A 26,620-nucleotide genomic window follows, 5' to 3' on the forward strand; every position below is an offset into this window, starting at 1 on the left:
TGCAGCGGCAATTCACGCAGATGGTGCGACGGATCGAGTGGGCGACGTTGCACACCACAGAACCGAGGTTTCTCCCATGGACCAATTGCTCAGCGGTATCAAAGTTCTCGACCTCACCCGTGCTCTCGCGGGGCCTCTGTGCACGTCGCTGCTCTCGGACTTCGGCGCCGACGTGGTCAAGGTCGAAACCCGTGGCTCCGGCGACAGTTCGCGTCAGTGGCCGCCGTTCGACGGCGATCGAAGCCTCTACTTCGCTTCCGTGAACCGCGGCAAACGGTCGATCGCCATCGACATGCGCAGTGACCGCGGGCGGAAACTGCTTCGCAGCCTGGCCCTCGACGCAGATGTGCTGGTCGAGAACTTCCGTCCGGGAGTACTGGCCGACATGGGGCTCGATCCCGACTCGCTCGAGCAGGAGAATCCAGGGCTCGTCGTGATGAGCATCAGTGGTTTCGGCCCGGTGGGCCCGGACCAGTTCGCGCCCGGACTCGATCAGGTGGCCCAGGGCATGTCCGGGCTGATGTCGGTCACCGGTGCCGGGGAACAGACCCCGATGCGGGTCGGTATCCCCATCATCGACACGGTCTCGGGCATCTACGCGGCACTGGGAATCACGGCGGCACTGGCTTCGCGCGGACGCGACGGTCGTGGGCACCGCGTGCAGACCTCGTTGCTGGAATCCGCGATCTCGATCATGACCTTCCAGGCGCAGGACTACCTGAGCACCGGGCGGGTTTCGACGCCGAACGGCAATACGCACCCGACGATCACGCCGTACGGCGCTTTCGACACTGCCGACTTCCCGATCAACATTGCCACCGGCTCGGACAAGCACTGGATCGCACTGTGCTCGGTACTCGGCGACCCCGAGCTCGCCTTCCGTACCGAATATGCCACGGGTAAAGAACGTTTGGTGCACCGAGACCAACTGACCAAAGAACTCGAGGACCTACTGACCACGAAGGGCGCAGCGCAATGGATCTCCGAGATCCGCGGTGCCGGAATCCCCTGCGGCCCCATCCATTCGATCGATCAGGTGTTCTCCGACCCGCAGGTCGAGGCATTGCAGATGGTCGAGCAGACCCAGAGCGCCGACGGAACGTCGATTCCCGTTGTCCGCGGACCGTTCTGGGTGGACGGCAAGACCCTTCCCGTCAGGAATGCGCCACCCATGACTCTCGGCGGTGACGCCGACGACGTACTCACCGACTTCGGCCTGCGCCCGGAGGAGATCGAGGATCTTCGCGCAAATTCGGTGATCTGACCGCACACTAGTAACAGAGCAGACGCTCTGTTACTGTGCGTTCATGCCTCGGCCACGCGTCCACGACCTCGACACCCTGCTCGACGCTGCCGAAAAACTTGCCGCCACTGCCGGGCCGAGCGCTGTCACGGTCCGGGCAGTCTCCGACGCCACCGGTGTATCCAACGGGGCGATCTATCACGCATTCGGCTCTCGCAGTGGACTGGTCGGTAGCGCGTGGCTGCGTGCTGCGCGACGATTTCTCGCGCTTCAACAATCGAGAGTGGACGACGCTCTCGCGGACCCGTCGCCGACTTCGGCGGTTTCCGCCGTCGTCGCGGCCGCCGAAGTTCCGGCCGTCTTCGCGCTCGACTACCCACAATCCGCGTTGCTGCTGTTGACGATCCAGCGCGACGAACTGCTCGGCACCGACGTCCCTGCCGACATCGCCGAGCAACTCACACAACTCGACCGGTCTCTGGTCGAGTTGTTCATCCGGTTGTCGACCGCGCTCTGGGGCCGCAAGGACGGCAGAGCCGTCGAGGCAATCGAGGCCTGTGTTGTCGGCCTGCCTACCGGATTACTCATTCATCCCGCCAAACGCGCCGACGGTTGGCGAGTCCCCGACGCCGCAGCACGCGCGCGGTTGGATGCCGCCGTTCGAGCGGTTCTGCATCTCGACCCACCACTGCCCAAGCCACGCAACAGGAAAGGCCAATCATGACCGCAACTCTGCGCTTCGAAGACAAGATCGCCGTTCTCGATCTCGGCGAGGACGAGAATCGATTCTCGCCGGAGTGGCTCGATTCCGTCGACAAGCTACTCGACCAGGCTTTGAGCGAAAGCGCACATGCCCTGGTCACCACGGCGACGGGCAAGTTCTACTCCAACGGACTCGACCTCGACTGGCTGGGCGCGAACGGCGACAAGGCGAAGTGGTATGTGCAGCAGGTGCAGTCGCTGTTCGCCCGGATGCTGACGTTCCCGATGCCCACCGTCGCGGCGATCAACGGCCACGCCTTCGGAGCCGGCGCCATGCTCGGCATCGCGCACGATTACCGCGTCATGCGCGATGATCGCGGCTACTACTGCTTCCCGGAGGTGGACATCAACATCCCCTTCACCGAAGGAATGGCAGCTCTCATCCAGGCCAAACTCAGCCCGGCGTCGGCAATCGTCGCCATGACCACGGGGCGGCGATACGGCGGAAGTGACGCATTCGCAGCCGGTTTGGTGGACTTCACCGCATCCGTCGACGCTTTGACCGCCAAGGCCATCGAAATGGTTGCACCGATCGGCCCGAAGAATGCGGGCACACTGGGGGCAATCAAGTCGACGATGTTCGCTTCAGTGGTCACCGCTCTGAACACCGACGGCTAGAAGCGACGGACTGTGTTCTCGCAGAGCCGCTTCCAGATCGTCGGCAACACTCTCGGGATCGCGGCCTTCGGTGCTCAGAACCACGTCGACTCCACTGAGCGTCGGCATCGAACCGGCCAGCAGTTGTGACGCCTCCACCAACTCGTCCAACCCGGCCCAGCCGGTCGGTTCACGCTCGATGATTCTGGTACGCAATGTATCCGGATCGGCCTCGAGGCGCGCCAGCAGGTGCCCCTCGGCGCCGGTCGCGGCCAGCAGGGCATGCCCGTAGTCGTCGTCTTCGACGGTCGCCGTGAGGAACAGGAGTTCGTACCCCGCTTCCCGGTACGACGCGGACAGCATCCCGACGTGTGCGATTGCCCGTTCGGTCCCCAGCGGCGGATAGCACCGCTCGAGTTCGTCCACCTCGATCATCGCGTTGCTCACCCCGGCCTCGCCGAGTCGATCGTGAAGCGCGGTCAGCACGGAACTCTTCCCCGCGCCCGGCGGGCCTGTCAGCAGCAGTACGAACACGTCCTCCACTATTGCAGAGCCTTGTGCAGGCGCGGGGCGGCGAGAAGGCTGAAGAAGACAGATTGACGTGTACAACAGCCCTGATCGGAGCACAGCGATGACCACCACGATCACCGAAATCGCGCCGGACATCTACCGACTGTCGACCTTCGTGGACGAAGCGAACCTCACGATGAACCAGTTTCTCGTCGACGGCGAGGAACCCTTGCTCTTCCACACCGGGCAGCGAGCGTTGTTCACCTCGGCTTCCGACGCACTCTCCACGCTGATCGACATCGACCGTCTGAAATGGATCACGTTCGGTCACGTCGAGGCCGACGAATGCGGGTCCATGAACTCCTGGCTTGCGGCGGCCCCCGAAGCGCAAGTTGCACACGGTGCGATGGGGTGCTTCGTCCAGGTCAACGATCTGGCCGATCGGGCGCCACTTCCCTTGCAGGACGGCGACGTACTCGAAACCGGCAGCCGCCGAGTCCGGCACATCGACACCCCACACGTCCCACACGGTTGGGACGCGGGTCTGATGTTCGAGGAGACGACGTCGACGCTGTTCTGCGGAGATCTCTTCACCGCGTTCGGGCACCACCCCGCGACCACCGAGCACGAAATCGTCGGTCCCGCTTTGGAAGCCGAGGACTTGGGCCACGCCACCTGCCTCACCCCGGATCTCGAACCCACGATCCGTGCCCTGGCCGACCTCGAGCCGCGGATTCTGGCGACCATGCATGCACCGACGTACTACGGCGATTGCGTCACCACTCTTCACGACCTTGCCGACTCGTACGCAACACGTTTCGCAGCCGAAACCGAAAGATGGAAGTCAGACTAGAGCTTGCGCATTCGACGTGATTCGCGCCGCCACGGACAGCGCAATATGCTCGTGGAACGGCCGGGCCACCACTTGCACTCCGACCGGTAAACCGTTGCGGGAGAGTCCTACCGGAACCACGACCGACGGAAGGCCGAGCACACTGATCGCCCGGCAACTCGCGAGCGCGTCCATCCACGTGAGTTTGCGACCGCCCACCTCGAAGCTCTCCACACCGAGCGGCGGAGCGAGCACCGACGCAACCGGCAGAATCAGGACGTCGCCCATCTCGTCGAGGAAGTCGGCGATCAACATCGCACGATCCGCCCACAGCGCTTCCACCTCGGCGGAACTGCGATCACGGCCTGCCGCAAGCATGGCGGTGATGTCCGCGTCGAAAGAGTGCGCTGAACCTGCGGCGAGAGAGTGGATGTCCGCGTGGGTCTCGACCGATCGCAACGCGCCGAAAAGCGCGTTGGCCCGCGGCAGAGCCAGACCGTCGTACTCGCTCGCGTCCAGGCTGATCGCCACCGTCCGAACCGCTGACCGGATTTCTTCGTCGACGGGAATCGTTCCCTCGCCGGTGGCCCAGCGGATGTCGAGGTCGTCGACGTCGACCGAATCAGGCTCGCTCCACGAGAAATGCGGCATCGACAGGACGCGCAACGCAAGCGCCGCATCACCGAGGTTGCGGGCCAGTGGGCCGATGGTCTGGATCGTGCCGTGCATCGTCGCAGGATTGGCGAGTACCCGTCCATCCGAAAGCACGCCGGGGTATTGCCCTTCAGGGTCGATACGGCCGAGCGTCGGGCGAACCGAAGTGAGGCCGGTGCAGTGGGCGGGCCAACGCACCGAGCCACCAAAATCCGTACCGAGTCCGAGCACGCTCATTCCGGCAGCAACCGACGCGGACTCGCCGCCACTCGATCCGCCGGGGGACCGGACGACGCCGTCCGGTCGCACCGGACTGGCCGTGGTTCCGAACAGTTCGTTTCGAGTCAGGCCGCACGCGCCGAATTCCGGGGTGTTGGTCTTGCCGATCAGAATTGCACCGGCAGCCTTGAATGCCGCGACGGCCGGGGCGTCGGCGGTCGGGATGTTGTCCGCCAGAGTGCGAGAACCGGCAGTGGTGCGCACGCCGGCAGTGGCGATCAGGTCCTTGACCGTGAACGGAACCCCGGCAAGGGGGCCGAGTGTCTCACCGAGAAGGCGTCGTTCGTCCAGGGCATCCGCGGCCGTGCGAGCCTCCTCGGCGCACACGGTGACCAGTGCGTTGAGTTCGTCATTGCATTCGTCGACCCGTGCAAGGTGGTCTTCGACGACGGTCCGCGCCGACGCCTGACCCGACCGCACGGCCTCGGCGATGGATCGGGCATTACGGCCCACCCAGCTCTCACGACTCATCGCACGCCTCTCCTTGCCAGTATCCTCTGCCGAGCCTAAGGACAACGAGCAACCCGAGAAACGACCACAATGCACATACCGACGGCGCCGGCGATGTGAGGTTTTGCCACAACGTTGGCGGCCCCGGAGGGATCGGTCAGGTGCTGGTACCTACAAACCCTGCCTGATGAATGCAGCAAGCTTCTCGATCTGTTGCTCGTTTCGTTTGTAATGCCGCCACTGACCGATTCGTGTGGTGGTCACCAGATCCGCGGCCTGGAGTGCGGCCATGTACTGAGACGCCGTCGATTGCGACACCTTCGCCCTCGCTTGTATGTGCTTGAGGCACACTCCGACCTCCTCAGCAGGCTCGAGCTGAGGGGGAAAGCTCCCGGGGTCTTTCAACCACTGCAGGATTTGCACACGCATCGGGTTGGCCAGCGCCTTGAACGCCGTTTCCCACTCGGTTGTTGCGTCTTCCATGTTCGTGAGCATACCGCTAGATCGCGAAATGCCGATATGTGTGGTTCACTCCCTATATCGCAACATCGCGATATACCAATGGGAGGCTGAAATGGTGCAGCACGACAAAGTGGCACTCGTGATCGGAGCCCGAGGCGTGATCGGTGGGAACTTGATCGATCACCTCGAGTCGACCGGAGAATGGAAGATCATCGGACTCTCGCGGCGAGGCGGTACGGACACCGACCGGGTCGAACACATCGCAGTCGACCTGCTCGATCCTTACCGGACTGCAGCAGCACTGAGCGGACTGGGCGACGTCACTCACGTCTTCTACGCCGCCTATCAAGACCGCCCGACATGGGCCGAGCTGGTTCCGCCCAACTTGGCGATGCTGGTCAACACTCTCGACGCCATCGAGCCCGTTGCGGGCGGACTCGAGCACGTCAGCCTGATGCAGGGCTACAAGGTTTACGGGGCACACCTCGGACCGTTCAAAACTCCGGCCCGCGAGAGCGATCCACCGCACATGCCACCCGAGTTCAACGTCGACCAACAGCAGTTCCTCGAACGCAGGCAGCTCGGCAAGTCGTGGACATGGTCGGCGATCAGACCCTCGGTCGTCTCCGGATTCGCACTGGGTAACCCGATGAACCTCGCGATGGTCATCGCCGTCTACGCGACCATCTCGAAGAAACTGGGTGTCCCACTCCGATTCCCCGGCAAGCCCGGCGCGTACACCAGCTTGATCGAGATGACCGACGCCGGACTCCTGGCCGAAGCGACGGTCTGGGCCGCGACCAACCCCGAGTGCGCAAATCAGGCGTTCAACATCAACAACGGCGACCTGTTCCGCTGGCAGGAGATGTGGCCGAAGATCGCAGCCTTCTTCGACATGGACGTCGCACCTCCGCTCCCGATGTCCCTCGATGTCGCAATGGCGGACAAGGAGTCGGTGTGGGATGAACTCGTCGAGGAACACCACCTTGCTCGGACCCCGTATTCCGATGTCTCGTCCTGGGGGTTCGGTGACTTCGTATTCGGATGGGACTACGACTTTTTCGCTGACGGATCGAAAGCTCGTCGGTTCGGATTTCACCGCCACGTCGACACCGAAGCGATGTTCCTCGACATCTTCGCCAATCTGCAAGCTCGGAAGATAATCCCCTGACTGAAACACGGTCACCCGGATCCTACGAACACTGTCACTGTCGGACCCCACGACTAACGTCGTAGGCGGGGTTTGAAAAGCAGGGGTTTCGGCGAGTCGTCGGTAGGGCCCCATGCGCCCCCGGACCAGAGGAGCGACGATGTCGGACAATACTTTCGATCTGGAAATCCTGAGTGCCTGGACTACTTTCGAGACTCATCTCGCTCGCTACATCTCCGTGATGGAGGACGACGACACCCTCGTGGTGGAGTCGCATTACGACAGCATGGACGAACTGGCCGACGCGCCCGCGTGCATCCAGTTCTTCGCATGGAACCAGACCTCCGTGCGCTGTGAAGTTCCTTCCAACAGGTTTCTACATCCACTGCGGATGCTCGAACCGGAAGACCATTCAGCGCTGCTCGACATGGGGTTCAACGCTCCCGATCTGTGCGAGCACGAACCCGAGGGCAATGGGTCCATGTCCTTCTACATCGACGTCGACCGCGCTCGTCCCGAGGAACTGGTGACAAAGGTGTTGCGCGTCTTCCGTGAAATGTGGAGCATTGCGCACCCGTCGTTCCTGCGTGCCAGCACCAGTGGGCGCGAGTCGACGCCGGCGTTCGCCACGACGCCGTCTCACGCTCCCTCGGGTTCGGGCGACATGCTGCGGATCCTGGTCGACGGGGCCGTCGAGCGCCTTCTCGGTCATCCGCCCAAGCGTGACGACGACGGCGATATCCCGCTGGTCCGCGGTGAGCAGGTCACCTATGTTCGTGTCCTCGAGGACGACGAGTACGTAGAGGTGTTCTCGCGGGTCGTGCATTCGGTGGAGAACCTCGAGAACGCTGCTGTAATTCTTGCTCAGCTCAATCGGCAATGGCCGACCATCAAGCTCATTCTCGTCGAGCAGAGTGTGCTGGGCGTGGTCCGCGTGGACGGCGCACCCTTCGTCGCCGAGCACCTGCTGCGGGCTCTGCGCTCGTTCGCCGAACTGGCCGAAGCATCCGACGAACTCGCCGAAGAACTGGGCGGGCAACCCATCCGCGCAACCGGAGACACCGCCTTCAACGACGGCATGGCCTCCGAGCACGAAGATCCCGGTGCCGAATACGAGTCACACGAGTGCCACGAATTTCCTCCGGCTCTCATGGCGCTCCTCGAACTCGACGCAGACGGAACGGGCGAGCTCAGCGCCGAAGAGGTTGCCGTGATCTGTGAGCACGACCGCGACACCATTCTCGACTACCTGCGGATCAGCCAGGAGCAGGAGACTGCCTGGCACGAGGCGTTGACCGAGTCCATCCGCCGCAAGGACGACGACACCGACCTGTGTGCGGGCGAGAAGCGCGCGTGGACGCACGCGATCCGCAACCTCAGGCGCGGACTGCGCATCGTCGTACTGCCCGCCAAGGATGCAGCGCCCACCCAACTCGGTCTCTTCGACGATCAGGCCTGAGAACCGGAAATCGGGCGCTGCTTGTCAGCCCGGTAGTGGGATGACGATGCCCGGCAGGATCTCGATCTGACGCGGCAACTGGGGGAGCGGCGGTACTTCGATCGGCGGTAGGCCGGGCACCTCGATGGGCGCCGGGGGAGCGACCGCGCCCGTCGTGGGCGTGCCCGTCCCGTCCCCCGAGGTCACGCCGGAGTTCGCGGGAACGCCGGCCTGCCCGCCGATGGGGTCCGGCCACGGGAAGCTCTCCCAGTCGGATCCCTTCAGCGCGCCGTCCATCGTGCTCTTCCAGATGTCCGCAGGCACTCCGGAGCCGTAGATCAAACCACCGTAGGAGTTGGTGATGGCCTGAGCGTCGGAAGTTCCGATCCACACCGCGGTGGACAGCGACGGCGTGTAACCGACCATCCACGCATCCTTGTTCTGGCCCGTGTCACCCAACTGCGCGGTACCGGTCTTGGCTGCAGACGGGCGTCCACCGGCAAGCGCGTGACCGTTCGAGTACGACGCGATCGGGAGCATTGCCTGCGTGACGTTGTCGGCAACGGCAGCATCGAGACGACGCTCACCGGGAGAGACCGGGCGATCGAGCAGGACTTCACCTTCGGCCGTCACGACCTTCTGGATGAAGTGCGGCTGCTGGTACACACCGGAATTGGCGAGCGTCGCGTAAGCGGACGCCATGTCGATAACGCGAGACTGATACTGGCCGAGCACGATTCCGTTCTCCGGCGGACCACCCTCCTGTGTGAGCGTCGGGTAGTCGAGTCCGGGAATGTGCTCGGGGATGCCGGCCAGGTGGGCGGCGTCGGCGATCTTCTGGGGACCGTTCTCCATCGAGAGCATCAACCGGTAGAAGCTGGTGTTCAGCGAACGCTTGAGTGCCTCGGCGATGGTGCATCGACCACAGGATTCGCCGCCGACGTTTCCGATGGTCACGCCGTTGATCGTGAGCGGTGAACTGTCGAACCGTGCGGACAGCGGAATGTCTTCCATCAATGCTGCGACCAGACCGAAGACCTTGAACGCTGAACCGGTCTGCAGCGGCGCCTGGGCGTAGTCGAAGCCGGCTCCGTCGTCACCGCCGTAATAGGCGTCGACGCCACCGGTCTTGGGGTCGATGGACACTACTGCGGTCCGCAGGTCTTCCGGCTCGCCCTCGAGATTCCGCCTGACGGCGTTCAGCGCAGCTTCCTGCGCAACCGGGTCGATGGTCGTCGTGATCTGCAGACCAGCGGTGTTCAGCGTCTGATCGCTGATACCGGCCTCGGCCAGTTCCTTGAGTACCTGGGTCTTGATGTGGCCTTCGGGTCCTGGCGCCTGGTTCAGATCGGTCGGCCGATTGGCGGGGGCGACGACCGGGAACTGCATCGCGTCGCGATCCGTCTTGGTCAGGCTGCCCAGTTCCACCATGCCGTTGAGAACGTAGTCCCAGCGCGCTTGCAGCGCGGACAGATTGGTCTCGGGGTCCAGGAACGACGGGCTCTGGATGACGGACGCGAGAACTGCGCCCTCCTCGACACTCAGCTCACTGACCGGCTTGTCGAAGTACGCGTTCGACGCGGCGGCGATGCCGTACGCACCGCGACCGAAGTAGATGGTGTTGAGATACGCGGCAAGAATGTCGTCCTTGGACCATTCGCGCGCCATCTTGGCGGAGATGACGAGCTCACGCAGCTTCCTGTCGATACTGCGCTTGTCACCGACCAAGACGTTCTTCACGTATTGCTGAGTGATCGTCGAACCACCGCCGGCGCTTTCCTTGCCCATCACGTTGTCGCGGGCAGCGCGAGCAAATCCGGAGATCGAGAATCCGGGGTTGGTGTAGAAGTTACGATCCTCCGCCGAGAGCACCGAATCGCGGACGTGAATCGGGATGGCCGACAACGCGACCTCGGTGCGGTTTCCCTCCGCCGGCACTACCTTGCCGAGCACGGTCGTGCCGTCGGCCATGTAGATGGTGGACACCTGATTGGTCTGCATGTCAGAGGGGCGCGGGACGTCGGTCCGGCTGTACGCGACAGCAAAAACCGACGCGGGCACGATGACCATCAGGAGCACGAGCACGTAGATGGTCCGCCGGACGTTCCGCCACTTCGAGCGCTGCTTTTTCGCGGGCTTGGCCGACTTGTTCGACCGGGGCGAATTAGCCGACTTGCCCGATCGAGCCGACGACTGATCGCCACCCGTCGCACTCGATCTGTTAGATGGACTCACTCAACACTCCCGGTCGTGGATCCGGACTTACCGGCACCATTCCACCAGGGTGATATCTCGATCAGATAACTCCCGGCAACTGCGATACCGAAATGTCACCCTACCGGGCTGGCTACTCGCGACGTTCTGCTCGGACCGCGTTCCGATATCCGCGGAACGCGAGCCCGAGAGCGACGACGCAACCGAGCAGCACCAAAGACGGCATCACGCCGGGGTCTCCCTTGACGATCGCGACCACAGCGCCGATCAACGCCATGAGGGCGAAGACCGAGATGAAGCCGGCAATCAGCTCCATACGCTGGGCGCGCGAAGCCCGCCTCATCGAAACCGTGCGGCCCGCATCACGACTTGACGCCGCCTGCGGTCAGACCGGCGATGATGCGTCGCTGGAAGATGAGAACCATGATGACCAGCGGGACCATCACGAGGGTTCCGCCGGCCATGATCGAGGTGTACGGCGTGACGAATGGGTCCGTTCCGGAGAATTTGGCCATCGCCACCGTGACGGGCGCGGTTTTGTCACTCGAGAGTTGGAGCGAGAGCAGGTACTCGTTGACCGTTGCGATGAAGGCGAGGATCGCGGTGGTGAACAGTGCCGGCGCGGCGAGCGGAAGCATGATCAGACGGAAGGCCTGGCCACGGGTTGCGCCGTCGATACGCGCCGCCTCCTCGAGCTCCCACGGAAGTTCGGAGAAGAACGACGTCAGCGTGTAGACCGTCAGCGGCAGCACGAACGAGATGTTCGGGATGATCAGCGCTTTGTAGCTGCCGATCCAGCCGATGTCGGTGAACAGCTGGAACAGCGGAGTCACGAGGGCGACGACCGGAAACATGGACGCGCCGAGGATGATTCCGGTGACGAAGTATTTGCCACGGAAATCGAAACGCGAGAGCGCGTACGCCGTGAACACGCCGATGACCAAGGCGATCAGCGTGGTCGCGCCAGCGATGATGAGGCTGTTCATCAGTGCACGGGTGAAGTTCACCTTGGCGTCGGGATCGAGCGCCGCGGTGAAGTTGGACAGCGTGAGATTGGTGGGCCACAGCGACGTCGAGAACGTGTCCGCGGGGTCGCGCAGCGCCGTCACGATCATCCAATAGCAGGGAGCGAGTCCCCACACGATGATCAGTACGACGCCGATGTAGGTGCCGATCTTGCCGCGTAGTGCCTTGTTCATACCGGCTCCCCCTTCCGCTGCTTTTCCTGCGTGCTGACCGCATTTGCTCCGAGGAATCGGACCAGGATGAAGGCCACAGCGAAGATGATGAGGAACGTGATGGTGGACAGTGCCGACGCCGAATTGGCGCCGACGCGCATCTGATCGACCACCAGAACCGAGATGGTGGAGGTGGCGGGATTGGATCCCATCATGATCGCGGGCAGGTCGTACATGCGCAGCGCGTCCATCGTGCGGAAGAGCACCGCCACCATGAGTGCGGGCTTGACCAGCGGAAGCGTGATCATGCGGAACCGCTGCCACGCCGTCGCACCGTCGACCTTGGCGGCCTCGTAGACGTCGGCGGGAATCATCTGAAGACCCGCGAGGATCAGCAACGCCATGAACGGCGCGGTCTTCCAGACGTCGGCGACGACGATCGCGAATCGCGCCGGCCAGGGGTCCGCCGTCCACAGGATGTTGGTGCCGAGGATCTTGTTGGCAATGCCGTCGTTGGCGAAGATGAAGAACCAGAGCTTCGCGGTGACGGCGGTGGGGATGGCCCAGGGAATCAGCACGGAAGCGCGGAGCAAACCGCGTCCGCGGAACGTCTTGGCCATGATCAACGCCATCGACAGACCGATCACCGTCTCGAGCAGGACGGTGACGACGGTGAAGCCGAACGTATTTCCGATCGACTGCCAGAACTGCGATCCGAGTGTGCCGGGCGGGCAGGGAATCGAGCCGTTGGCGGTGTTGCAGGACTGGGTGATCCAGTTCTTGTAGTTGTCGAACCACGTGAACTGACCGGTGACGAACATGCCGGTCTCGGGATCGAGCTTCTTGCCGTCGCTGTGCATCGACATCCAGATCGCTCGTCCGAGCGGATACAGAATGATGACGGCGAGAACGATCAGCGACGGTGCGACGAACGCCCACACCGGAACTCGTCGACGCTTCTTCGGCTTGTCGGCCGACGCAGGCGGGGGCGAGGTCGGCGGGGGTGGAGTAGCTGCAAGGTCAGGCAGAACCTTGGTCAGGGATGTCCCTGCTGCCTCGGATGCCGACGGCTCTTCTAGCGGTTCCGGTGCACGGTGTCTCCCACCAACGCCCGAACGGTCGGGACCGGTTGAACCGGCCCCGACCGTGGGGTTGGTAGGCACAGCCGCGGAAGGATCCTGCGGTTCTGCCATTGCTTATTGCTCCTGGTAGATCAGTTACCGGCGGTTTCGATGCCGGCCTTGGTGTCCGCCAAAGCCTGCTCGACGGTCTTCTCGCCGCGAATAGCAGCGTAGGTGTTGTCGGAGATCGACTTCGACACCTGCGTGTAGTACGGCGTGACGGGGCGCGGCTGAGCGGTGGCGAGTGCTTCCTTCAGGGTCGCGAAGTACGGGAACTGAGCGAGCACTGCCGGATCGTCGTAGACAGCCGAGAGGACGGGTGCGCCGCCGACCTCGGTGAAGTACGTCTGCGACTTCTTGGTCTGCATGAACTCGAGGAAGTCACGAGCCGTGGCGGGTGCGTCCGAGTACGCGCTGATGCCGACGTTGTAGCCGCCGACGGTCGAAGCGCCCGGTCCGTCGACACCCGGAAGAACGGTGTAGCCGTACTTGCCGGCAACCGAGGTCTTCTCACCGTCGACCGAGAAGCCGGACCACGTGCGCATGAAGAGTGCCTTGCCGTCGCCGAACGCGGTCTGCGACTCGCCCTCGGAGTAGGTCAGCGCTTCCTGCGGGATCGTGTTGTCGGCGAAGTTGTCGACGATCGATTGAACGCCTGCCTTCGTCTTGTCGTCGATGGCCGGGGTGAGTCCGTCCGGGCCGACCCACGGGCCGTCGAAGGCGTTGGTGATCTCGGTGGTGTTGACCGTCAGGCCCTCGTAGTTCTTGAACTGACCGATGTAGCAGGAGATGCCGGCTTCGACAGCCTTCGGGCAGTTTTCCTTGAGCTCGGCCCACGTGGTGGGAGCCTTCTCGACGAGGTCCTTGCGGTAGTACAGGAAAGCGGCGTTGGTGTTCTTCGGCGCTGCGTAGAGCTTGCCGTTGTAGGTGCCCGAAGCGACGGTCGACGGCAGGAGGCCGGACTCGTCGATCGCGAGGTCACCCTCGAGCGGCAGCAGCCAACCGTTTGCGGCGAACTGGGCGGTGTTGACGACGTCGACGCCGATGAGGTCGTACTCGTCGCTCTTGGCCTGCATGCGCTGGGTGATGTCGTCGACCTGCGCGTTGGCTTCCTTCGCCAGCGGCTTGAGCGTGACCTTCTCGTCCGGATGCTCGGCATTCCAGTCGGAGATGATGTTTTCGAGCGCCTCGTTCAGGGCATCCTGCCCCTCGACGATCGTGATGGGTCCGCGGCCTTCGCTCGAGGACGATCCCCCGGATGCGGCCGTGGTGCTGGTTCCGCTGTCCTTGTCCGAATCGGACGAACAGCCTGCCAGTACCAGCATGGACGCTGCCGTGGCTGCAATTGCAGCGCGGCGCATCGCCTTCGAGTTCAGAACCATGGATTCGCTCCCCGTATGTGTATGACAAATAGACGGTCACCGAGAGCCTGCTCACGGCATGCGCCATGAGTGCCGGCTCCCGGCATCGGCCCCTACTGTGGCACGAGACACCCCTACTTGTGGGTATTACGCCGAACCTGAATCGGTCATGTGTCGTTTGACAGGTCCACCTAACCCAGGCGACGCCCGTCGGTGGTGGCAAAAATGTGCACCTTCTCGGGGTCGACGCGCAGGTTGACGCGCTCGCCCTTCTGCGGCGGATTGCGCCAGTCACCACGCGAGACGATCTGCTGCAACCGTCCGCCGATCGTGGTCCGGCCGTAGACGTAGGCGTCCGAGCCCAGTTCCTCGACGACGTCGACCTCCATCGGCAGGCCTTCGGCTGCGATCTCGAGGTGCTCGGGGCGAATACCCAGAACAACCTCGGTTTCGACGACGCCGTTCATCGTCTCGCGCGGAACCGGAACGATCCCGTCACCGAATGCGACGCCGCCGTCGACGACGGGGAGGGTGAAGAGGTTCATCGCGGGTGAACCCATGAAGCCGGCGACGAAAACGTTCTTCGGCTTGTTGTACAGCTCGCGCGGCGAGGCGCACTGCTGCAGGATTCCCTTTTCGAGGACGGCGACGCGGTCACCCATCGTCATGGCCTCGACCTGGTCGTGGGTCACGTAAACCATCGTCGTCGCGAGGCGTCGTTGCAGCTGAGCGATCTGCGTACGTGTCTGCACACGGAGTTTTGCGTCGAGGTTCGAGAGCGGCTCGTCCATCAGGAAGACCTGCGGCTGGCGAACGATGGCGCGGCCCATCGCCACTCGCTGACGCTGGCCACCGGACAGCGCCTTGGGCTTGCGATCGAGGTACGGCTCGAGATCGAGCATCTTCGCGACCTCTTCGACGCGGGCGCGGATCTCCGTCTTGTTGGTTCCGGCGAGCTTGAGCGCAAAACCCATGTTCTCGGCCACCGACATGTGCGGGTACAGCGCGTAGTTCTGGAAGACCATCGCGATGTCGCGCTCTTTCGGCTCCTGACCGGTGACGTCGCGGTCGCCGATGAGGATGCGTCCACTGTGGACGTCTTCGAGCCCGGCGAGCATGCGCAGGGTGGTCGACTTTCCGCAGCCGGAGGGTCCGACGAGGACGAGGAACTCGCCGTCCTCGATCTCGAGGTCGAGCTTGTCCACTGCCGGAGTGTTCGATCCGGGGAACAGGCAGGTGGTGCTCTCGAAAGTCACTGAAGCCATGACGGGGTTGATCCCTTCTACCGGCAGGAACGTGCCGGACGATCCAAGTCGAGGGTGAGCGTGTGCGCTAGCAGCATAAACGTCCGTGTCGGCGCGCGAGCGTAGTCTTTCACGGTGAGTTCGGAGAAGATGCTGACCCGCATCGGTGCGCTGCTTCGCCAAGCGGAGTCCACCGACAATCCACACGAAGGTGAAGCCTTCATGGCTGCCGCTCAGCGGTTGGCCACCAGTTCCGCGATCGACCTGGCGGTCGCGCGTGCGCACACCGCGTCTTCGGAAAAGCGTGCGACGCCCACTCAACGGCTCATCACCATCGGCGAACCGGGCAAGCGCGGACTGCGAACGTACGCCCAGTTGTTCATCGCCATCGCCGCTGCCAACGACGTGCAATGCGACATCGCGCAGACGTCGGCCGTCATCTACGCCTACGGCTTCGCCGGCGACATCGACGTGTGTGAGGCCCTGTATTCGAGCCTGCTCTTCCAGATGGTGCGTGACTCCGACGCGTACGTGCGTTCCGGGGCGTACCGCGGCGAAACGTCCGTGCGGACCGTCGTCGAAACTCGTGGACGACGACGCGTCAGCACGCAGGTCCGCAAGCCGGTCGCCGGAGTGACGGCGCGCCTGAACTTCCAGATGGCGTACGCGTCCCGCATCGGCGCTCGGTTGGCCGAGACGAAGCAGGAGACGGAGAAGACTGCGATCGCAGAATCTGCCACGTCGTCTTCCGAAACCGCACTCGTGCTGCGTAACAAGGAAATCGAGCTGAAGGACTACTACTCGTCCAACTCCAAAGCGCGTGGGACGTGGCGGGGCGGCGGCCGCGCAAGCGCCGGGCATTCCTCGCATGCTCGACGAGCGGGTGATCGGGCTGCGCGCTCCGCACGTCTGGGGAACCTTCCGGAGATCGGCGGGGTGCGCGGGCAGCTGGACTCGTGAGGGATACGCAGCGGAGCGCCGTCTACGAGGCAGAGACGTTGGTGCGCACCATGTTCGATCGCGCCGACGAGCGTGGACTTCGGAGCGTCGAGGTCATGGGTTCCACCATCACCTTGCCGGTCGAGCGCAAATTCGGTTCCGTGGAGTCGGTCCAGGCGTACTGCGATCAGCTACTCGGGCTGAATTGGGTACGGGAGACCTGGACTCGCGCAACCATTCCGGTGTCCGTACGCTCCCGCGGCGGCAATGCCGCCGCTCACTACTCGAACGACGTCATCGCCGTCCCGGACGACCGTGACGGCCGGTGGGCGCTACGCGAATTCGTTGTCTTGCACGAACTTGCGCACCACCTCGGCGACCCCGCCTCCGACGAGGCTTCCCACGGGCCCGAGTTCGTCGACCGCTACACGAGCCTTGTCGGCGAGATCATCGGGCCCGAGGCGGCCTTCGTTCTTCGAGCGATGTTCCTTGCCGGTGGTGTTCGAACGGACTAGATGTCAGCCCTCGGCGAACCCGGTGGTGTCCGTACCGGTCGGCTGGAATACTCGGCCTATGGATGCGCCGCGCAGACTGGTCCTGGTCAAGGGTGAGTCGGAACTCCCCGATCCGGCTGTTGCCGTGCGCAAACCCCCACTGATTCGTGAAGCCTACGGACGAGTGCTGCGGGAGGTTCGACGCGATCAGGACCGAACTCTCGACGACGTAGCCGCAAAGGTCGGGATGTCGAAGCAATACCTCTCCGAGATCGAACGGGGCAAGAAGGAACCGTCGTCGGAAATTCTGCGCGCAATCTGCGAAGCGCTCGGGATGCCGCTCGAGCACCTGCTGTTCCGAGCGGGCAACCGGATCGTTGCGCTCAACTCCCTCACCTTCGGGCACTCTCCCGCACCGATCTCGGGTCCCGTCCTGATGGCGGCCTAGTCAGTTCCCTTCGATGAGGGTGTCGGCCAGCCCGTAGGAAATTGCGTCGTCGGCGGTGAAGATCCTGTCGCGATCGGTGTCCTTACGCAATCGCTCGACGCTCTGACCGGTGTGCTTACTCAGAATCGCCTCGGTCTGCTCCCGGATTCGCAGGATCTCGGCTGCTTGAAGCGCGAGGTCCGAGATGGTGCCACTACCTTGCGTCGACGGTTGGTGCAGCAGCACCCGCGAATGGGCAAGAACATGCCGATGGCCTGGAGTGCCGGCGGCCAGAAGCACTGCAGCAGCCGAAGCCGCTTGACCCATGCAGTACGTGGAAATCGTCGGTTTCAAGAACTGCATGGTGTCGTAGATCGCGAGCATCGCCGTGGTGGAACCGCCGGGAGAGTTTATGTACAAACCGATTTCGCGATCCGGGTTGTCGGCTTGCAGATGCAGCATCTGAGCCATCACGACGTTGGCGACGCCGTCGTCGATCTCTGTGCCGAGAAAGACGATGCGCTCGTTGAGCAGCCTGCTGAAGATGTCGAAAGATCGCTCACCCGTTGGTGTTCGCTCGATGACACTGGGAATCGTGTACTGGGACATGACGTCACAATCCGATCTTGGGGAAGGTGGCTTGCGGTGCTATCTCGGCGAAGGAGGTCACGACGCGGTCGACGATTCCGTACTCGCGCGCCTGCTCGGCGGTGAACCAGCGATCCCGATCGCTGTCGGTCTCGATCTCTTCGACGGTCCGGCCCGTTTCGGCGGCGAGGATTTCCTGCGATTGACGCTTCATCAGCTCGAGACTCTCGGCCTGGATCGCAATGTCCACCGCAGTGCCACCGATACCTGCCGAAGGTTGGTGCATCATGATGCGGCTGTGCGCCAAGCTGATTCGCTTGCCGTGGGTGCCGGAGCAGAGAAGCACCTGGCCCATGCTGGCCGCGAAGCCCATCGCGACCGTCACGACGTCGTTGGGGATGAGCTTCATCGTGTCGTAGATGGCCAGACCGGCAAACACCGACCCGCCAGGTGAATTGATGTAGAGCACGACGTCGCGCTTGGGGTCGGTGGTGGCGAGGAGCACCAGTTCCGAACACACACGTTCGGCCATGGCGTCGTTGACCTCGCCGGTGAGCAGAATGGTTCGCTGTCGGAAGAGCCTGTCTGTCAACAGGTCACGGTAGCCGGTATCGGCGGGCGCTTCAGTAGTCATGAATCCATTCCTACCGGCGCTGCAGTGCCGCGGCCCCGCCTGTCTGCTGTGGGCAGACCACCCCTGTTTTTACCCGCCGCCTTTGCCCGCCCCCCCTTTTTGCCCGCCCCCTTTGACTGCCCCCCTGTTTGAGCGAACGGCACGTTCAGTCGATCTAAGGCGCCGAAAGTACCGTTCGCTCGAAAAGGGGTGGGCACAAGATCGGGCAAACCCGTCACCGACGGCGGCGGTAGCGGTACCGCGCACACCCGGCCATGATGGGAGAAGACAACCATTCCTCTCGTCAGGAGCGTGGCATGACTCGTCCGGTACGCATCGGTGTTCAACTCCAACCCCAGCACGCACCCGATTACGGGTTGATACGCGACGCCGTCTTGCGGTCCGAGGACGCCGGGGTGGACATCGTCTTCAACTGGGACCACTTCTACCCGTTGACCGGCGATCCCGACGGCGCCCACTTCGAATGCTGGACCATGCTCGGCGCCTGGGCCGAGCAGACCGAACGCGTCGAGATCGGCGCCCTGGTCACCGGTGGTGGCTACCGCAATCCGGATCTGCTGGCCGACATGGCGCGAACCGTCGACCACATCAGCGGTGGGCGCCTGATCCTCGGTATCGGTGCCGGCTGGTTCGAGAAGGACTACGACCAGTTCGGATACGACTTCGGCACTCCCGGTTCACGGCTGAAACTGCTTGGCGAATACCTCCCCCGCATCACGGGCCGCCTGGCGAAGGGCAACCCGCCGCCGACGCGCAACATCCCGGTCCTCATCGGCGGTGGCGGCGAGAAGAAGACCCTGCGCTTGGTCGCCGAGTACGCCGACGTCTGGCACAGCTTCGGCGACCGTGAGACACACCTGCGCAAGTCAGACATCCTCTCCGACCACTGCGCCGACGTGGGCCGGAACCCGCTGGAAGTAGAGCACTCGGTTCCGTGGCCTGGGCTCGAAAATGCAGCCGACCTGGTCGCCGACGGTGTCTCACTCTTCACCGTCGGCGTCAGCGGACCGGACTACGACCTCACGACGCTTGCCGAGGCCATCGGTTGGCGCGACGACAACACGCCGCCTGCGTTGAGCGGGCTGGCCTGAGCGGTACCAAGGACTTCGTCGTTGTCGGCGCCGAGAACGGGCGGCGCCGACGTCAGACGTGGCCTCTGGCCGGAGAAGTTGACCGGAAAGGCCACTTGCTTCAACGGTCCGAGCGTCGGATGGTCGACGGTTCCGACCATGCCGAGCGCGGCGGTGTGGGGATCGGAGTAGATCTCGTCGAGATGCCGGATCGGTGAGACCGGTACGGCGCGTTGGGCGAGAAGAGCGCACCAGTGTTCGACGGTCTCCGATGCGAAGGCGCTGGTGAGTTCTCGTTCCAGACTCTCGCGGTTCTCCACTCTGTCGCGGTTGTGGGCAAAACGCGAATCGGTGACCAGTTCACTCCTTCCGATGGCCTCGGCCAGCGACGCCCACATCGCGTCGTTGCCGACAGCGACGACGAAGTACCCGTCGCTGGCAGGAAATGCTTGATACGGAGCAAGATTCGGATGACCGGAGCCCAACGCAGTCGGGCGCTCACCGGTGGCGAAGTAACTGGTCGCCCAGTTCACGTGCATCGCGAGTTGGCACTCGTACAGCGAGGTGGTCACGTACTGTCCGCGCCCGGTCCGGCCTCGCTCGACCAATGCAGCCAGGACACCGACCAGTCCGAACAGCGCTGCGCCCAAGTCTCCCAACGCAAACCCGGATTTCATCGGAGCACCACCCGGTTCACCGGTGAGCGACATGAGCCCACCCGCGGCCTGCGCGATCATGTCGTACCCCGGTTCGTCGCGCAGCGGTCCTTCTTCACCGAAGGCAGAGATGTGCAGGGTGATCAGATGCGGGTATCGCTCGGACAGTGCCTGGTAGTCGAAGATCTTCTGTAATCCGCTGCCCGGCTTGAAGTTCTCCACGACCACATCGGTCTCTTCGAGCATGCGGTGGATGATCTCCTGTCCTTCGGTGGACTTGAGGTCGATCGTGACCGACTTCTTGCCGCGGTTGATCGCGAGGTAGTAGGCGGCATCTACGCCGACGAAGGGAGGCCCCCACGAACGCGTGGGGTCGCCGCCTTCAGGGTGTTCGATCTTGGTGACGTCGGCTCCGAGATCGGCAAGCGACATGGTTGCGTACGGCCCGGCAAGGATCTTCGACAGATCGAGCACGCGGACACCAGCCAAGGGTGTGGGGCCTGTTGGAGAATTCACTGGTGAACCCCTGCTACGGAGAGGAACTCGGCTACGACGTCACGTGCATCATCCAGCTCGACGTCACCGCCGTCGGTGATCACGTCGAGATTGCCGAGTGCAGCCGACGGCACCTTCCCCACAAGACCGGCCAGGTAGGAATTCGCCACCAGCAGTGACCGGTACCCATTACCGTGTCGGATGCCGTGGTCCGCAAGGTCGAAGAGCAGGGTCGCCATGACGGTACGAGCCAACTCGTCGGAGTACCTTGCACTCGCAGCCTGCGCGGCATCGTCAGATCCGGAGATCAGACGATCTCCTTCATCGACCAGTTCCTCCCAGCGCCGCAACAGAACTCCGGACCCGGCTTCGCAATCCGGTCCGACGGTGGACAGGATGTCCGTCATCGCTCCCGCGACGGTGCGGTGCGAGTTGAACTTACGTAGGCACCGAAGTACGTCCAGCGCAATGACATTGCTCGACCCTTCCCAGATCGATCCGAGGTGAGCGTCCCGGACGAGTCGCGCGTTGGCCCATTCCTCGATGTAGCCGTTTCCTCCGCGCACCTCCATGGCCTCGCCGGTGACCACCCGCGCGCGTTTGCAGACAAAGTGTTTGGCGATCGGTGTCAGTACTCTGATCAGTGCGCGCGCCTGTTCGTCGCCGCCGTCTGCAGCCTGAAGACACTGTGCGCTGTAGGCGACGAGAGCCAGCGAAGCCTCGGCATCGAGCGCAAGGGGGACAAGTGTCGCCCGCATCAGCGGCTGGTCGAAGAGCCTCTTACCGAACACGACTCGGCTCTTCGAATGTTCGACGGCTTCACGGACTGCTCGGCGCATGAGAGCGCTCGAACGCATCGCATTGGAGAGGCGAGACGTGTTGACCATCTCCGCCATCTGGCGGAACCCTCGATCGAGTTCACCGACCTGGAGTGCGTGCGCGCGGTTCAGCGTCACCTCGCCGCTCGGCATTGAACGCGTACCCAGCTTGTCCTTGAGACGATCGATCGTGAGGTTGTTGCGCTCGCCGGATCCCAAGGTCTTGGGCACCATGAACATTCCGACTCCACGCGTCGAACCATCCTGTCCGCCCGGGAATCTTGCGAGGGTGATGATCACATCGGCATCCGGGTTGGAGGCGAACCACTTCTTGCCCGTCAGAACCCATCCGTCACCGTCGCGCTCGGCGCGTGTTTCGGTGCAGGCGATGTCGGTGCCTGCCTGAATCTCGGTCATGAACATCGCACCCGTCTCCGCCTGCTCGGGGTCCGTCGACGTCAACGCGTCGATCCAGGGCGAGAACACGGCCGGATCACCGAACATACGCAGGGTCCGCGCAGCAGCATCTGTCATCGACACCGGGCAGGCCAGCCCGAACTCTGCCTGCACGAAGATGTACGACGCGAGGTACTTCGCGAGTGGCGGATGCACGGAGTCCCATCCGTGCAACCCTTTTCGGTGCGACATGGCGGACAGGCCGTACTCGTTGTACGCCGCCCGGCACAGTTCCAGGTAGGCCGGGTGATAGGAAATCCGGTCGACGCGGTCACCGGCCTTGTCGAATTGCTGCAGCACCGGCGGGTTCTTGTCTGCGATGTCGGCAAGCTCGGACAAACGGCCGGCTGCATCTCGGCCCAGTCGGTCGAGCAATCCGTTCAACGTCTCTCGGTCCGCCCCGGCGGTCCATCTGTCCACTACCGCTGTCAGAGCGGGGTCGGTGTGTGCAAAGTTCATCAGTGGTCAACGCCTTTCAGGGTGAAAGCATCGGTCATGTTCGAGGAGCTCGTCGACTCCAGCCCTTGCCCGTGCAGCGCACTCCTGCGCAACAATGCAGTCATACAGACAAGGGAGAGAACGACATACACGAGCCCTAGAGCTACGACCGGCCAGATCGAGTTGGTTCGCGTCAGCAGATACTGGCTGACCATCGGGGCCGTTCCGGCAAAAATGGCGGTCGACAATTGGTACGACAGAGAGATGCCGGTATACCGAACATTGGTGGGGAAAACCTGCGCCAGGATGCCGGCCAACGCGGCGTAATACATTGCGTGAGGCGCCGTCGCGAGGACCATCCCCAGAATCGCCAAGGGCACGGAGCCCGTCTGAACCAGCACGAACATCAGTGGTAGGAGCACGATCTCCGGAAGCAGCATCCAACGGACCGCTTTCGACGGATCGATCCGCGTGGCCAGCACAGCGCCGAAAGGCTGTACGAGCGCCTGGGCTACCAGTGCCACGGTGATCACGAGGAGGAAGTCACTACGCTCGAAGCCGAGATCCGTTGTCGCCCAGGAGAGCGCAAAGGTTGTCTTGACGTACGTGATGGCAACACCGGCAACCACAGCGCCGACGCCGAGGGCAAGTTCGACGGGATGCGACCGCAACACTTCGACCAGCGGCATCCGTGTACGCTCCTGTGCCGCAACAGCCTTCTTCATCTCGGGCGTCTCGGAGATGTGCAGACGGATGTAGAGAGCGACGATCACCAAAGCTGCGGATCCGAGGAACGGCAGACGCCAACCCCACGACTCGAACACGGAATCCGACATCAACGTCAGGCCGAGGAAGGCCAGCGTCGCGAGCAGGTTGCCGACCGGTGAACCCTGCTGCGCAAACGCGCCGTAGAGCACCTTCTTCTTCGGGGGAGCGAACTCGGTGGCGATCAATACGGCGCCACCCCATTCGCCGCCCATGGCGATGCCCTGGAGAACACGCAGTGCCACAAGCAGTATCGGCGCCCAGATCCCGATCTGGGAGTACGTAGGGAGGAGGCCGACACCGACAGTTCCCAAGCCCATGAGCGCGAGGGTGATGATCACGGCGTTCTTGCGACCGAACTTGTCTCCGAAATGACCGAACACCACTCCGCCGACCGGACGAGCCACGAATCCCACGGCAAAAGTCGCGAAGGCTGCGAGTGTCCCCACCGCCGGCGACGCATCCGGGAAGAACAGCGGGCCGAGCACCAAGGCGGATGCGGTTCCGTAGATGTAGAAGTCGAACCATTCGATGGTCGTTCCGACAAACGCCGTGATTCCGGCCTTGCGTGCCTGTTTGGTGTTGTATTCAGGCGGATTGGTGTCTTGACCTGGGTGTTGATCCACGGTTCTCCCTGATTCTCGCGTCGGGCATCACCAAGGGATGCAATGTGAGGCGTGAATCACTATCGTCCGAAATCCATGTAGAGTCCAAGACTTAGTTCGACTTATTTATGTGGGAGAACCACATAATAAAACCCGGGAGGAGCGACGTGGAACTGCGTCAACTGCGCGCGTTTCTCGCAGTCGCCGACGAACTTCATTTCGGCCGGGCCGCCGAGCGACTCCACATCGGGCAGTCCCCGCTCAGCCAGACCATTCGGGCGCTCGAGCGTGAACTGGGCACCGACCTGTTCGTCCGGACCACCAGATCAGTGCAACTGACAGCCGCCGGCGAAGCCTTGGTCACGCCCGCACGGATCATCGAAGCGCAGATCGCCGTGGTACGAGAAATCGCATCGGCCGCGTCGACTGGCGAGACGGGCCGTGTCACAGTGGGTTTCGGTGGAACAGGCGGCTACACCGTCCTGTCGGCCCTCACACGGTCCTTGGCCGACTCCCATCCGGGAATCGAACTGGAACTACGGCCGCAGATGTACTCGGGTGAGGTGCTCGACGCTCTCCGACGCGGAGCACTGGACATGGGCATAGTCGGCCTGCCCATTCCGCGCGGATTCGAGACTCACACTGTGCGGGAGGAAACCTTGATGGTCGCGGTTCCGGCCAGGCATCACCTCGGTACGCATGACTCGGTGTCACCGGAAGACCTGGCAACCGAGCGATTCGTGATGTATCCCGCCGAGCACGGCTCGGTGGTGCGCGATGCAACGTTGTCCGTTTGCGCCACAGCAGGTTTCACGCCCACCATCGCACACGAAGCCCCCGATCCGTACAGCCTGTTGGCCATGGTCGGAGCGGGGGTCGGGATCGCCGTCGTCGTGGAGTCGACGGCGCATCTGTCCATGGACGGGGTCGTGTACCTGCCGATCGCCGGGGCCACGCCCACGCTGAAAATCGCGATGGCATGGCGACCCAACAATCCGACGCCGGCAGTACACACCGTCACCAGGGTACTGAGGGAGCAGCCTTAGGCTCTCGCGAGAACTCCGGCGAAATCTGTTCCCACAGGCAGAGTTCCGTACTCGTGACCACGGTCGGCGCCGAGGCGAGCGGCAATGAACGCATCGGACGAGGCGGCCGGGGAGTGGCGCACCATGAGCGAAGCCTGCAGTGCCAACGCCATAGCCTCGACGACGGTCCGAGCGCGGAGTTGAGCGTCGGCAGGTGCCATCGTGGCGAGCTCACCGAGTTGGCGTCGTACCCGATCGAGGTGCTGATCGAGGACCGGGTTGTTGCCGCGGGCGAGGTTGACCTCGTGGTCGAAGGCGGCAACGGAGTCGGGTTCACGGGTCATCGCGCGCAGGACGTCGAGCGCGATGACGTTGCCCGACCCCTCCCACACGGCCATGACGGGCTGCTCACGGTAGCGACGGGCAAGCGGGAAGTCCTCGGTGTAACCGTTGCCGCCCAGGCACTCGAGGGCTTCGTAGGAGTGGTGCGGGCCGCGCTTGCAGATCCAGTACTTCGCAACAGCTGTCGCGAGTCGGCGGAACGCCTTTTCCTGCTCATTCGCGTCCTCGTCCTGCGCACGGGCCAATCGCAGTGCGGTGATGGTCGCGGCCTCGGATTCGAGAGCCAGGTCGGCGAGCACCGACGTCATTGCGGGCTGATCTGCCAGGACGGCACCGAAAGCGTTGCGGTGCCGTGCATGCCACACCGCTTCGGCGACCGACTGACGCATACCTGCCGTGCTGCCCAGGATGCAGTCGAGTCGCGTCTGGGACACCATTTCGATGATGGTCCGCACGCCACGACCCGGTTCGCCGATCATGGTGCCGACGGTGCCGTCGAGTTCGATCTCGGACGACGCGTTGGACTTGTTGCCCAGCTTGTTCTTCAGACGCTGGATACGGAAGACGTTGCGTGTGCCGTCAGGCAGGATGCGGGGGAGAAGGAAGCAGGAAAGTCCCTCGCCGGCAGCACCTTCGGCCTGAGCGAGAACCAGGAAGGCGTCGGACATCGGCGCGGAGCAGAACCACTTGTGTCCGGTGAGGAGGTAGTCCGCACCCGGGCCGCCACGTCCGGCCGGCTTGGCGATGGTCGTGTTGGCTCGCACGTCGGAGCCACCCTGCTTTTCCGTCATCGACATTCCGAAGATCGCGGATGCCTTTCCGGGAGCATCCAACTCGGGGGTGTAACTCCGAGAAAGGGCACGCGGGGTCCAGATGGCGGCTACATCGGGTTGCAGCTCGAGCGAGGGGATCACAGCGTGCGTCATGGAGATTGGGCACGCGTGGCCCGGTTCGACCTGGGAGAACAGCATGAATGCCGCGGCCCGAGCCACGTTGGCACCCGGCTTGGGGTCAGCCCAGGCAGAGGTGTGAGCACCGTGCGCAACGGCGGCAGAGATGATCCGGTGATACGACGGATGGTATTCGACCTCGTCGATGCGGTTTCCCCAGCGATCGAAGGTCTTCAATTCGGGGATCACCGTGTTGGCCAGCTCGGCGTCGTGCTGGAACCCGGCACTGCCGACCAGTTCACCGATATCGGTGAGTTCACTGGTGGCCCAATCGGCGTCGTGACGCGCGACGCCTTCGGCCAGGACCGTATCGAGCAGGAACTCGTTGACGTCCGTGCGCGGTACCGACTGGTTGAGCACTGCATGGGTGCGATGCGGAGCCGGGTGGGTGACGGTCTTCTCGGAAATATCAGTCATGACAGG

At 63.3% G+C, this 26,620-nt stretch carries 26 protein-coding genes; 11 read left to right on the forward strand and 15 right to left on the reverse strand.

Annotation, left to right across the window (positions count from 1 at the left end):
* Positions 1-76 precede the first annotated feature (76 nt).
* Genes ACBG85_RS28385 through ACBG85_RS28395 form a run of 3 tightly spaced genes read left to right on the forward strand, consistent with a single transcriptional unit; the run spans position 77 to position 2,623 of the window.
* Positions 77-1,264 (forward strand): CaiB/BaiF CoA-transferase family protein, encoded by a 1,188-nt coding sequence (locus ACBG85_RS28385; protein WP_042450600.1) that lies wholly within the window; start codon positions 77-79, stop codon positions 1,262-1,264.
* 43 nt (positions 1,265-1,307) lie between these two features.
* The gene (locus ACBG85_RS28390) at positions 1,308-1,967 is read left to right on the forward strand and encodes a TetR/AcrR family transcriptional regulator (protein WP_003946066.1); all 660 of its coding nucleotides are present in this window, start codon (positions 1,308-1,310) and stop codon (positions 1,965-1,967) included.
* Complete coding sequence (locus tag ACBG85_RS28395; protein ID WP_007735215.1) at positions 1,964-2,623, forward strand: enoyl-CoA hydratase-related protein; 660 nt, start codon at positions 1,964-1,966, stop codon at positions 2,621-2,623. The genes ACBG85_RS28390 and ACBG85_RS28395 overlap by 4 nt, the downstream gene beginning before the upstream one ends.
* On the opposite strand, the gene ACBG85_RS28400 is transcribed toward ACBG85_RS28395, so the two are convergent.
* A complete protein-coding gene (locus tag ACBG85_RS28400) occupies positions 2,591-3,136 on the reverse strand; it encodes a hypothetical protein (protein ID WP_372025654.1) in 546 nt (181 codons plus the stop codon). The genes ACBG85_RS28395 and ACBG85_RS28400 overlap by 33 nt on opposite strands.
* Positions 3,137-3,233: 97 nt before the next feature.
* On the opposite strand from ACBG85_RS28400, the gene ACBG85_RS28405 reads away from it, so the two are divergent.
* Positions 3,234-3,965, forward strand: a complete 732-nt coding sequence (locus tag ACBG85_RS28405) for an MBL fold metallo-hydrolase (protein ID WP_003946042.1) — start codon at positions 3,234-3,236, stop codon at positions 3,963-3,965.
* Here ACBG85_RS28405 and ACBG85_RS28410 read toward each other — a convergent pair.
* Both ACBG85_RS28410 and ACBG85_RS28415 read right to left on the reverse strand, forming a co-directional pair.
* Positions 3,957-5,348, reverse strand: a complete 1,392-nt coding sequence (locus ACBG85_RS28410) for an amidase (RefSeq protein ID WP_099696926.1) — start codon at positions 5,346-5,348, stop codon at positions 3,957-3,959. The genes ACBG85_RS28405 and ACBG85_RS28410 overlap by 9 nt on opposite strands.
* A 150-nt stretch (positions 5,349-5,498) precedes the next feature.
* Positions 5,499-5,810: a helix-turn-helix transcriptional regulator gene (locus ACBG85_RS28415; RefSeq protein WP_007735219.1), complete on the reverse strand. Its 312-nt coding sequence runs from the start codon at positions 5,808-5,810 to the stop codon at positions 5,499-5,501.
* A gap of 91 nt (positions 5,811-5,901) precedes the next feature.
* On the opposite strand from ACBG85_RS28415, the gene ACBG85_RS28420 reads away from it, so the two are divergent.
* Both ACBG85_RS28420 and ACBG85_RS28425 read left to right on the forward strand, forming a co-directional pair.
* Entirely contained in the window at positions 5,902-6,960 is a 1,059-nt protein-coding gene (locus tag ACBG85_RS28420; protein WP_372025656.1) for an SDR family oxidoreductase, read from the forward strand.
* Positions 6,961-7,099: 139 nt separating this feature from the next.
* The gene (locus ACBG85_RS28425; protein ID WP_372025658.1) at positions 7,100-8,398 is read left to right on the forward strand and encodes a hypothetical protein; all 1,299 of its coding nucleotides are present in this window, start codon (positions 7,100-7,102) and stop codon (positions 8,396-8,398) included.
* Between the two features lie 24 nt (positions 8,399-8,422).
* Here ACBG85_RS28425 and ACBG85_RS28430 read toward each other — a convergent pair whose 3' ends face one another.
* From ACBG85_RS28430 to ACBG85_RS28455, 6 genes are all read right to left on the reverse strand, one after another.
* Positions 8,423-10,612 carry a transglycosylase domain-containing protein gene (locus ACBG85_RS28430; RefSeq protein WP_372025660.1) on the reverse strand — a complete coding sequence of 730 codons (2,190 nt, stop codon included), beginning with the start codon at positions 10,610-10,612 and terminating at the stop codon, positions 8,423-8,425.
* A 112-nt stretch (positions 10,613-10,724) separates the two neighbouring features.
* A complete protein-coding gene (locus ACBG85_RS28435; protein ID WP_019746112.1) occupies positions 10,725-10,934 on the reverse strand; it encodes a hypothetical protein in 210 nt (69 codons plus the stop codon).
* A gap of 19 nt (positions 10,935-10,953) precedes the next feature.
* Positions 10,954-11,790, reverse strand: a complete 837-nt coding sequence (locus tag ACBG85_RS28440; RefSeq protein WP_003946046.1) for a carbohydrate ABC transporter permease — start codon at positions 11,788-11,790, stop codon at positions 10,954-10,956.
* Complete coding sequence (locus ACBG85_RS28445; protein WP_007735224.1) at positions 11,787-12,962, reverse strand: carbohydrate ABC transporter permease; 1,176 nt, start codon at positions 12,960-12,962, stop codon at positions 11,787-11,789. Before ACBG85_RS28445 ends, ACBG85_RS28440 begins: the two co-directional genes overlap by 4 nt.
* Before the next feature lie 20 nt (positions 12,963-12,982).
* Positions 12,983-14,272, reverse strand: a complete 1,290-nt coding sequence (locus ACBG85_RS28450; protein ID WP_007735225.1) for an ABC transporter substrate-binding protein — start codon at positions 14,270-14,272, stop codon at positions 12,983-12,985.
* Between the two features lie 170 nt (positions 14,273-14,442).
* Positions 14,443-15,516 (reverse strand): ABC transporter ATP-binding protein, encoded by a 1,074-nt coding sequence (locus tag ACBG85_RS28455; protein WP_003946073.1) that lies wholly within the window; start codon positions 15,514-15,516, stop codon positions 14,443-14,445.
* A gap of 114 nt (positions 15,517-15,630) precedes the next feature.
* Between ACBG85_RS28455 and ACBG85_RS28460 the strand changes: the two genes are divergently transcribed.
* The 3 genes from ACBG85_RS28460 to ACBG85_RS28470 are packed head-to-tail and all read left to right on the forward strand — an operon-like array spanning position 15,631 to position 17,376.
* Entirely contained in the window at positions 15,631-16,455 is an 825-nt protein-coding gene (locus tag ACBG85_RS28460; RefSeq protein WP_030537724.1) for a DUF2786 domain-containing protein, read from the forward strand.
* Positions 16,452-16,949: a TIGR04338 family metallohydrolase gene (locus ACBG85_RS28465; protein ID WP_054781392.1), complete on the forward strand. Its 498-nt coding sequence runs from the start codon at positions 16,452-16,454 to the stop codon at positions 16,947-16,949. Before ACBG85_RS28460 ends, ACBG85_RS28465 begins: the two co-directional genes overlap by 4 nt.
* A 58-nt stretch (positions 16,950-17,007) precedes the next feature.
* Positions 17,008-17,376, forward strand: coding sequence for a helix-turn-helix domain-containing protein (locus ACBG85_RS28470; RefSeq protein ID WP_003946041.1), 369 nt, complete (start codon positions 17,008-17,010; stop codon positions 17,374-17,376).
* Here the strand turns inward: ACBG85_RS28470 and ACBG85_RS28475 are convergent, their stop codons facing one another.
* Together ACBG85_RS28475 and ACBG85_RS28480 are read right to left on the reverse strand one after the other, a co-directional pair.
* Positions 17,377-17,964: an ATP-dependent Clp protease proteolytic subunit gene (locus ACBG85_RS28475; protein ID WP_003945993.1), complete on the reverse strand. Its 588-nt coding sequence runs from the start codon at positions 17,962-17,964 to the stop codon at positions 17,377-17,379.
* Positions 17,965-17,968: 4 nt separating this feature from the next.
* A complete protein-coding gene (locus tag ACBG85_RS28480; protein WP_116057617.1) occupies positions 17,969-18,577 on the reverse strand; it encodes a ClpP family protease in 609 nt (202 codons plus the stop codon).
* A gap of 296 nt (positions 18,578-18,873) precedes the next feature.
* Here ACBG85_RS28480 and ACBG85_RS28485 point away from each other — a divergent pair, with 296 nt between their 5' ends.
* Positions 18,874-19,668, forward strand: a complete 795-nt coding sequence (locus ACBG85_RS28485) for an LLM class F420-dependent oxidoreductase (protein ID WP_030537640.1) — start codon at positions 18,874-18,876, stop codon at positions 19,666-19,668.
* Here the strand turns inward: ACBG85_RS28485 and ACBG85_RS28490 are convergent.
* The 3 genes from ACBG85_RS28490 to ACBG85_RS28500 are packed head-to-tail and all read right to left on the reverse strand — an operon-like array spanning position 19,590 to position 23,901.
* Complete coding sequence (locus tag ACBG85_RS28490; RefSeq protein ID WP_116057616.1) at positions 19,590-20,819, reverse strand: CaiB/BaiF CoA-transferase family protein; 1,230 nt, start codon at positions 20,817-20,819, stop codon at positions 19,590-19,592. The genes ACBG85_RS28485 and ACBG85_RS28490 overlap by 79 nt on opposite strands.
* Positions 20,816-22,531 (reverse strand): acyl-CoA dehydrogenase family protein, encoded by a 1,716-nt coding sequence (locus ACBG85_RS28495; RefSeq protein ID WP_338926762.1) that lies wholly within the window; start codon positions 22,529-22,531, stop codon positions 20,816-20,818. The genes ACBG85_RS28490 and ACBG85_RS28495 overlap by 4 nt, the downstream gene beginning before the upstream one ends.
* Complete coding sequence (locus tag ACBG85_RS28500) at positions 22,531-23,901, reverse strand: MFS transporter (RefSeq protein WP_338926764.1); 1,371 nt, start codon at positions 23,899-23,901, stop codon at positions 22,531-22,533. The genes ACBG85_RS28495 and ACBG85_RS28500 overlap by 1 nt, the downstream gene beginning before the upstream one ends.
* A 146-nt stretch (positions 23,902-24,047) precedes the next feature.
* Here ACBG85_RS28500 and ACBG85_RS28505 point away from each other — a divergent pair, with 146 nt between their 5' ends.
* A complete protein-coding gene (locus tag ACBG85_RS28505; protein WP_030537644.1) occupies positions 24,048-24,926 on the forward strand; it encodes a LysR family transcriptional regulator in 879 nt (292 codons plus the stop codon).
* Here ACBG85_RS28505 and ACBG85_RS28510 read toward each other — a convergent pair.
* Positions 24,923-26,614 carry an acyl-CoA dehydrogenase family protein gene (locus tag ACBG85_RS28510; protein WP_372025666.1) on the reverse strand — a complete coding sequence of 564 codons (1,692 nt, stop codon included), beginning with the start codon at positions 26,612-26,614 and terminating at the stop codon, positions 24,923-24,925. The genes ACBG85_RS28505 and ACBG85_RS28510 overlap by 4 nt on opposite strands.
* Positions 26,615-26,620: the final 6 nt, after the last annotated feature.

It is taken from the genome of Rhodococcus sp. NyZ502 (assembly GCF_041464245.1).
Classification (GTDB): Bacteria; Actinomycetota; Actinomycetes; order Mycobacteriales; family Mycobacteriaceae; genus Rhodococcus_F; species Rhodococcus_F qingshengii.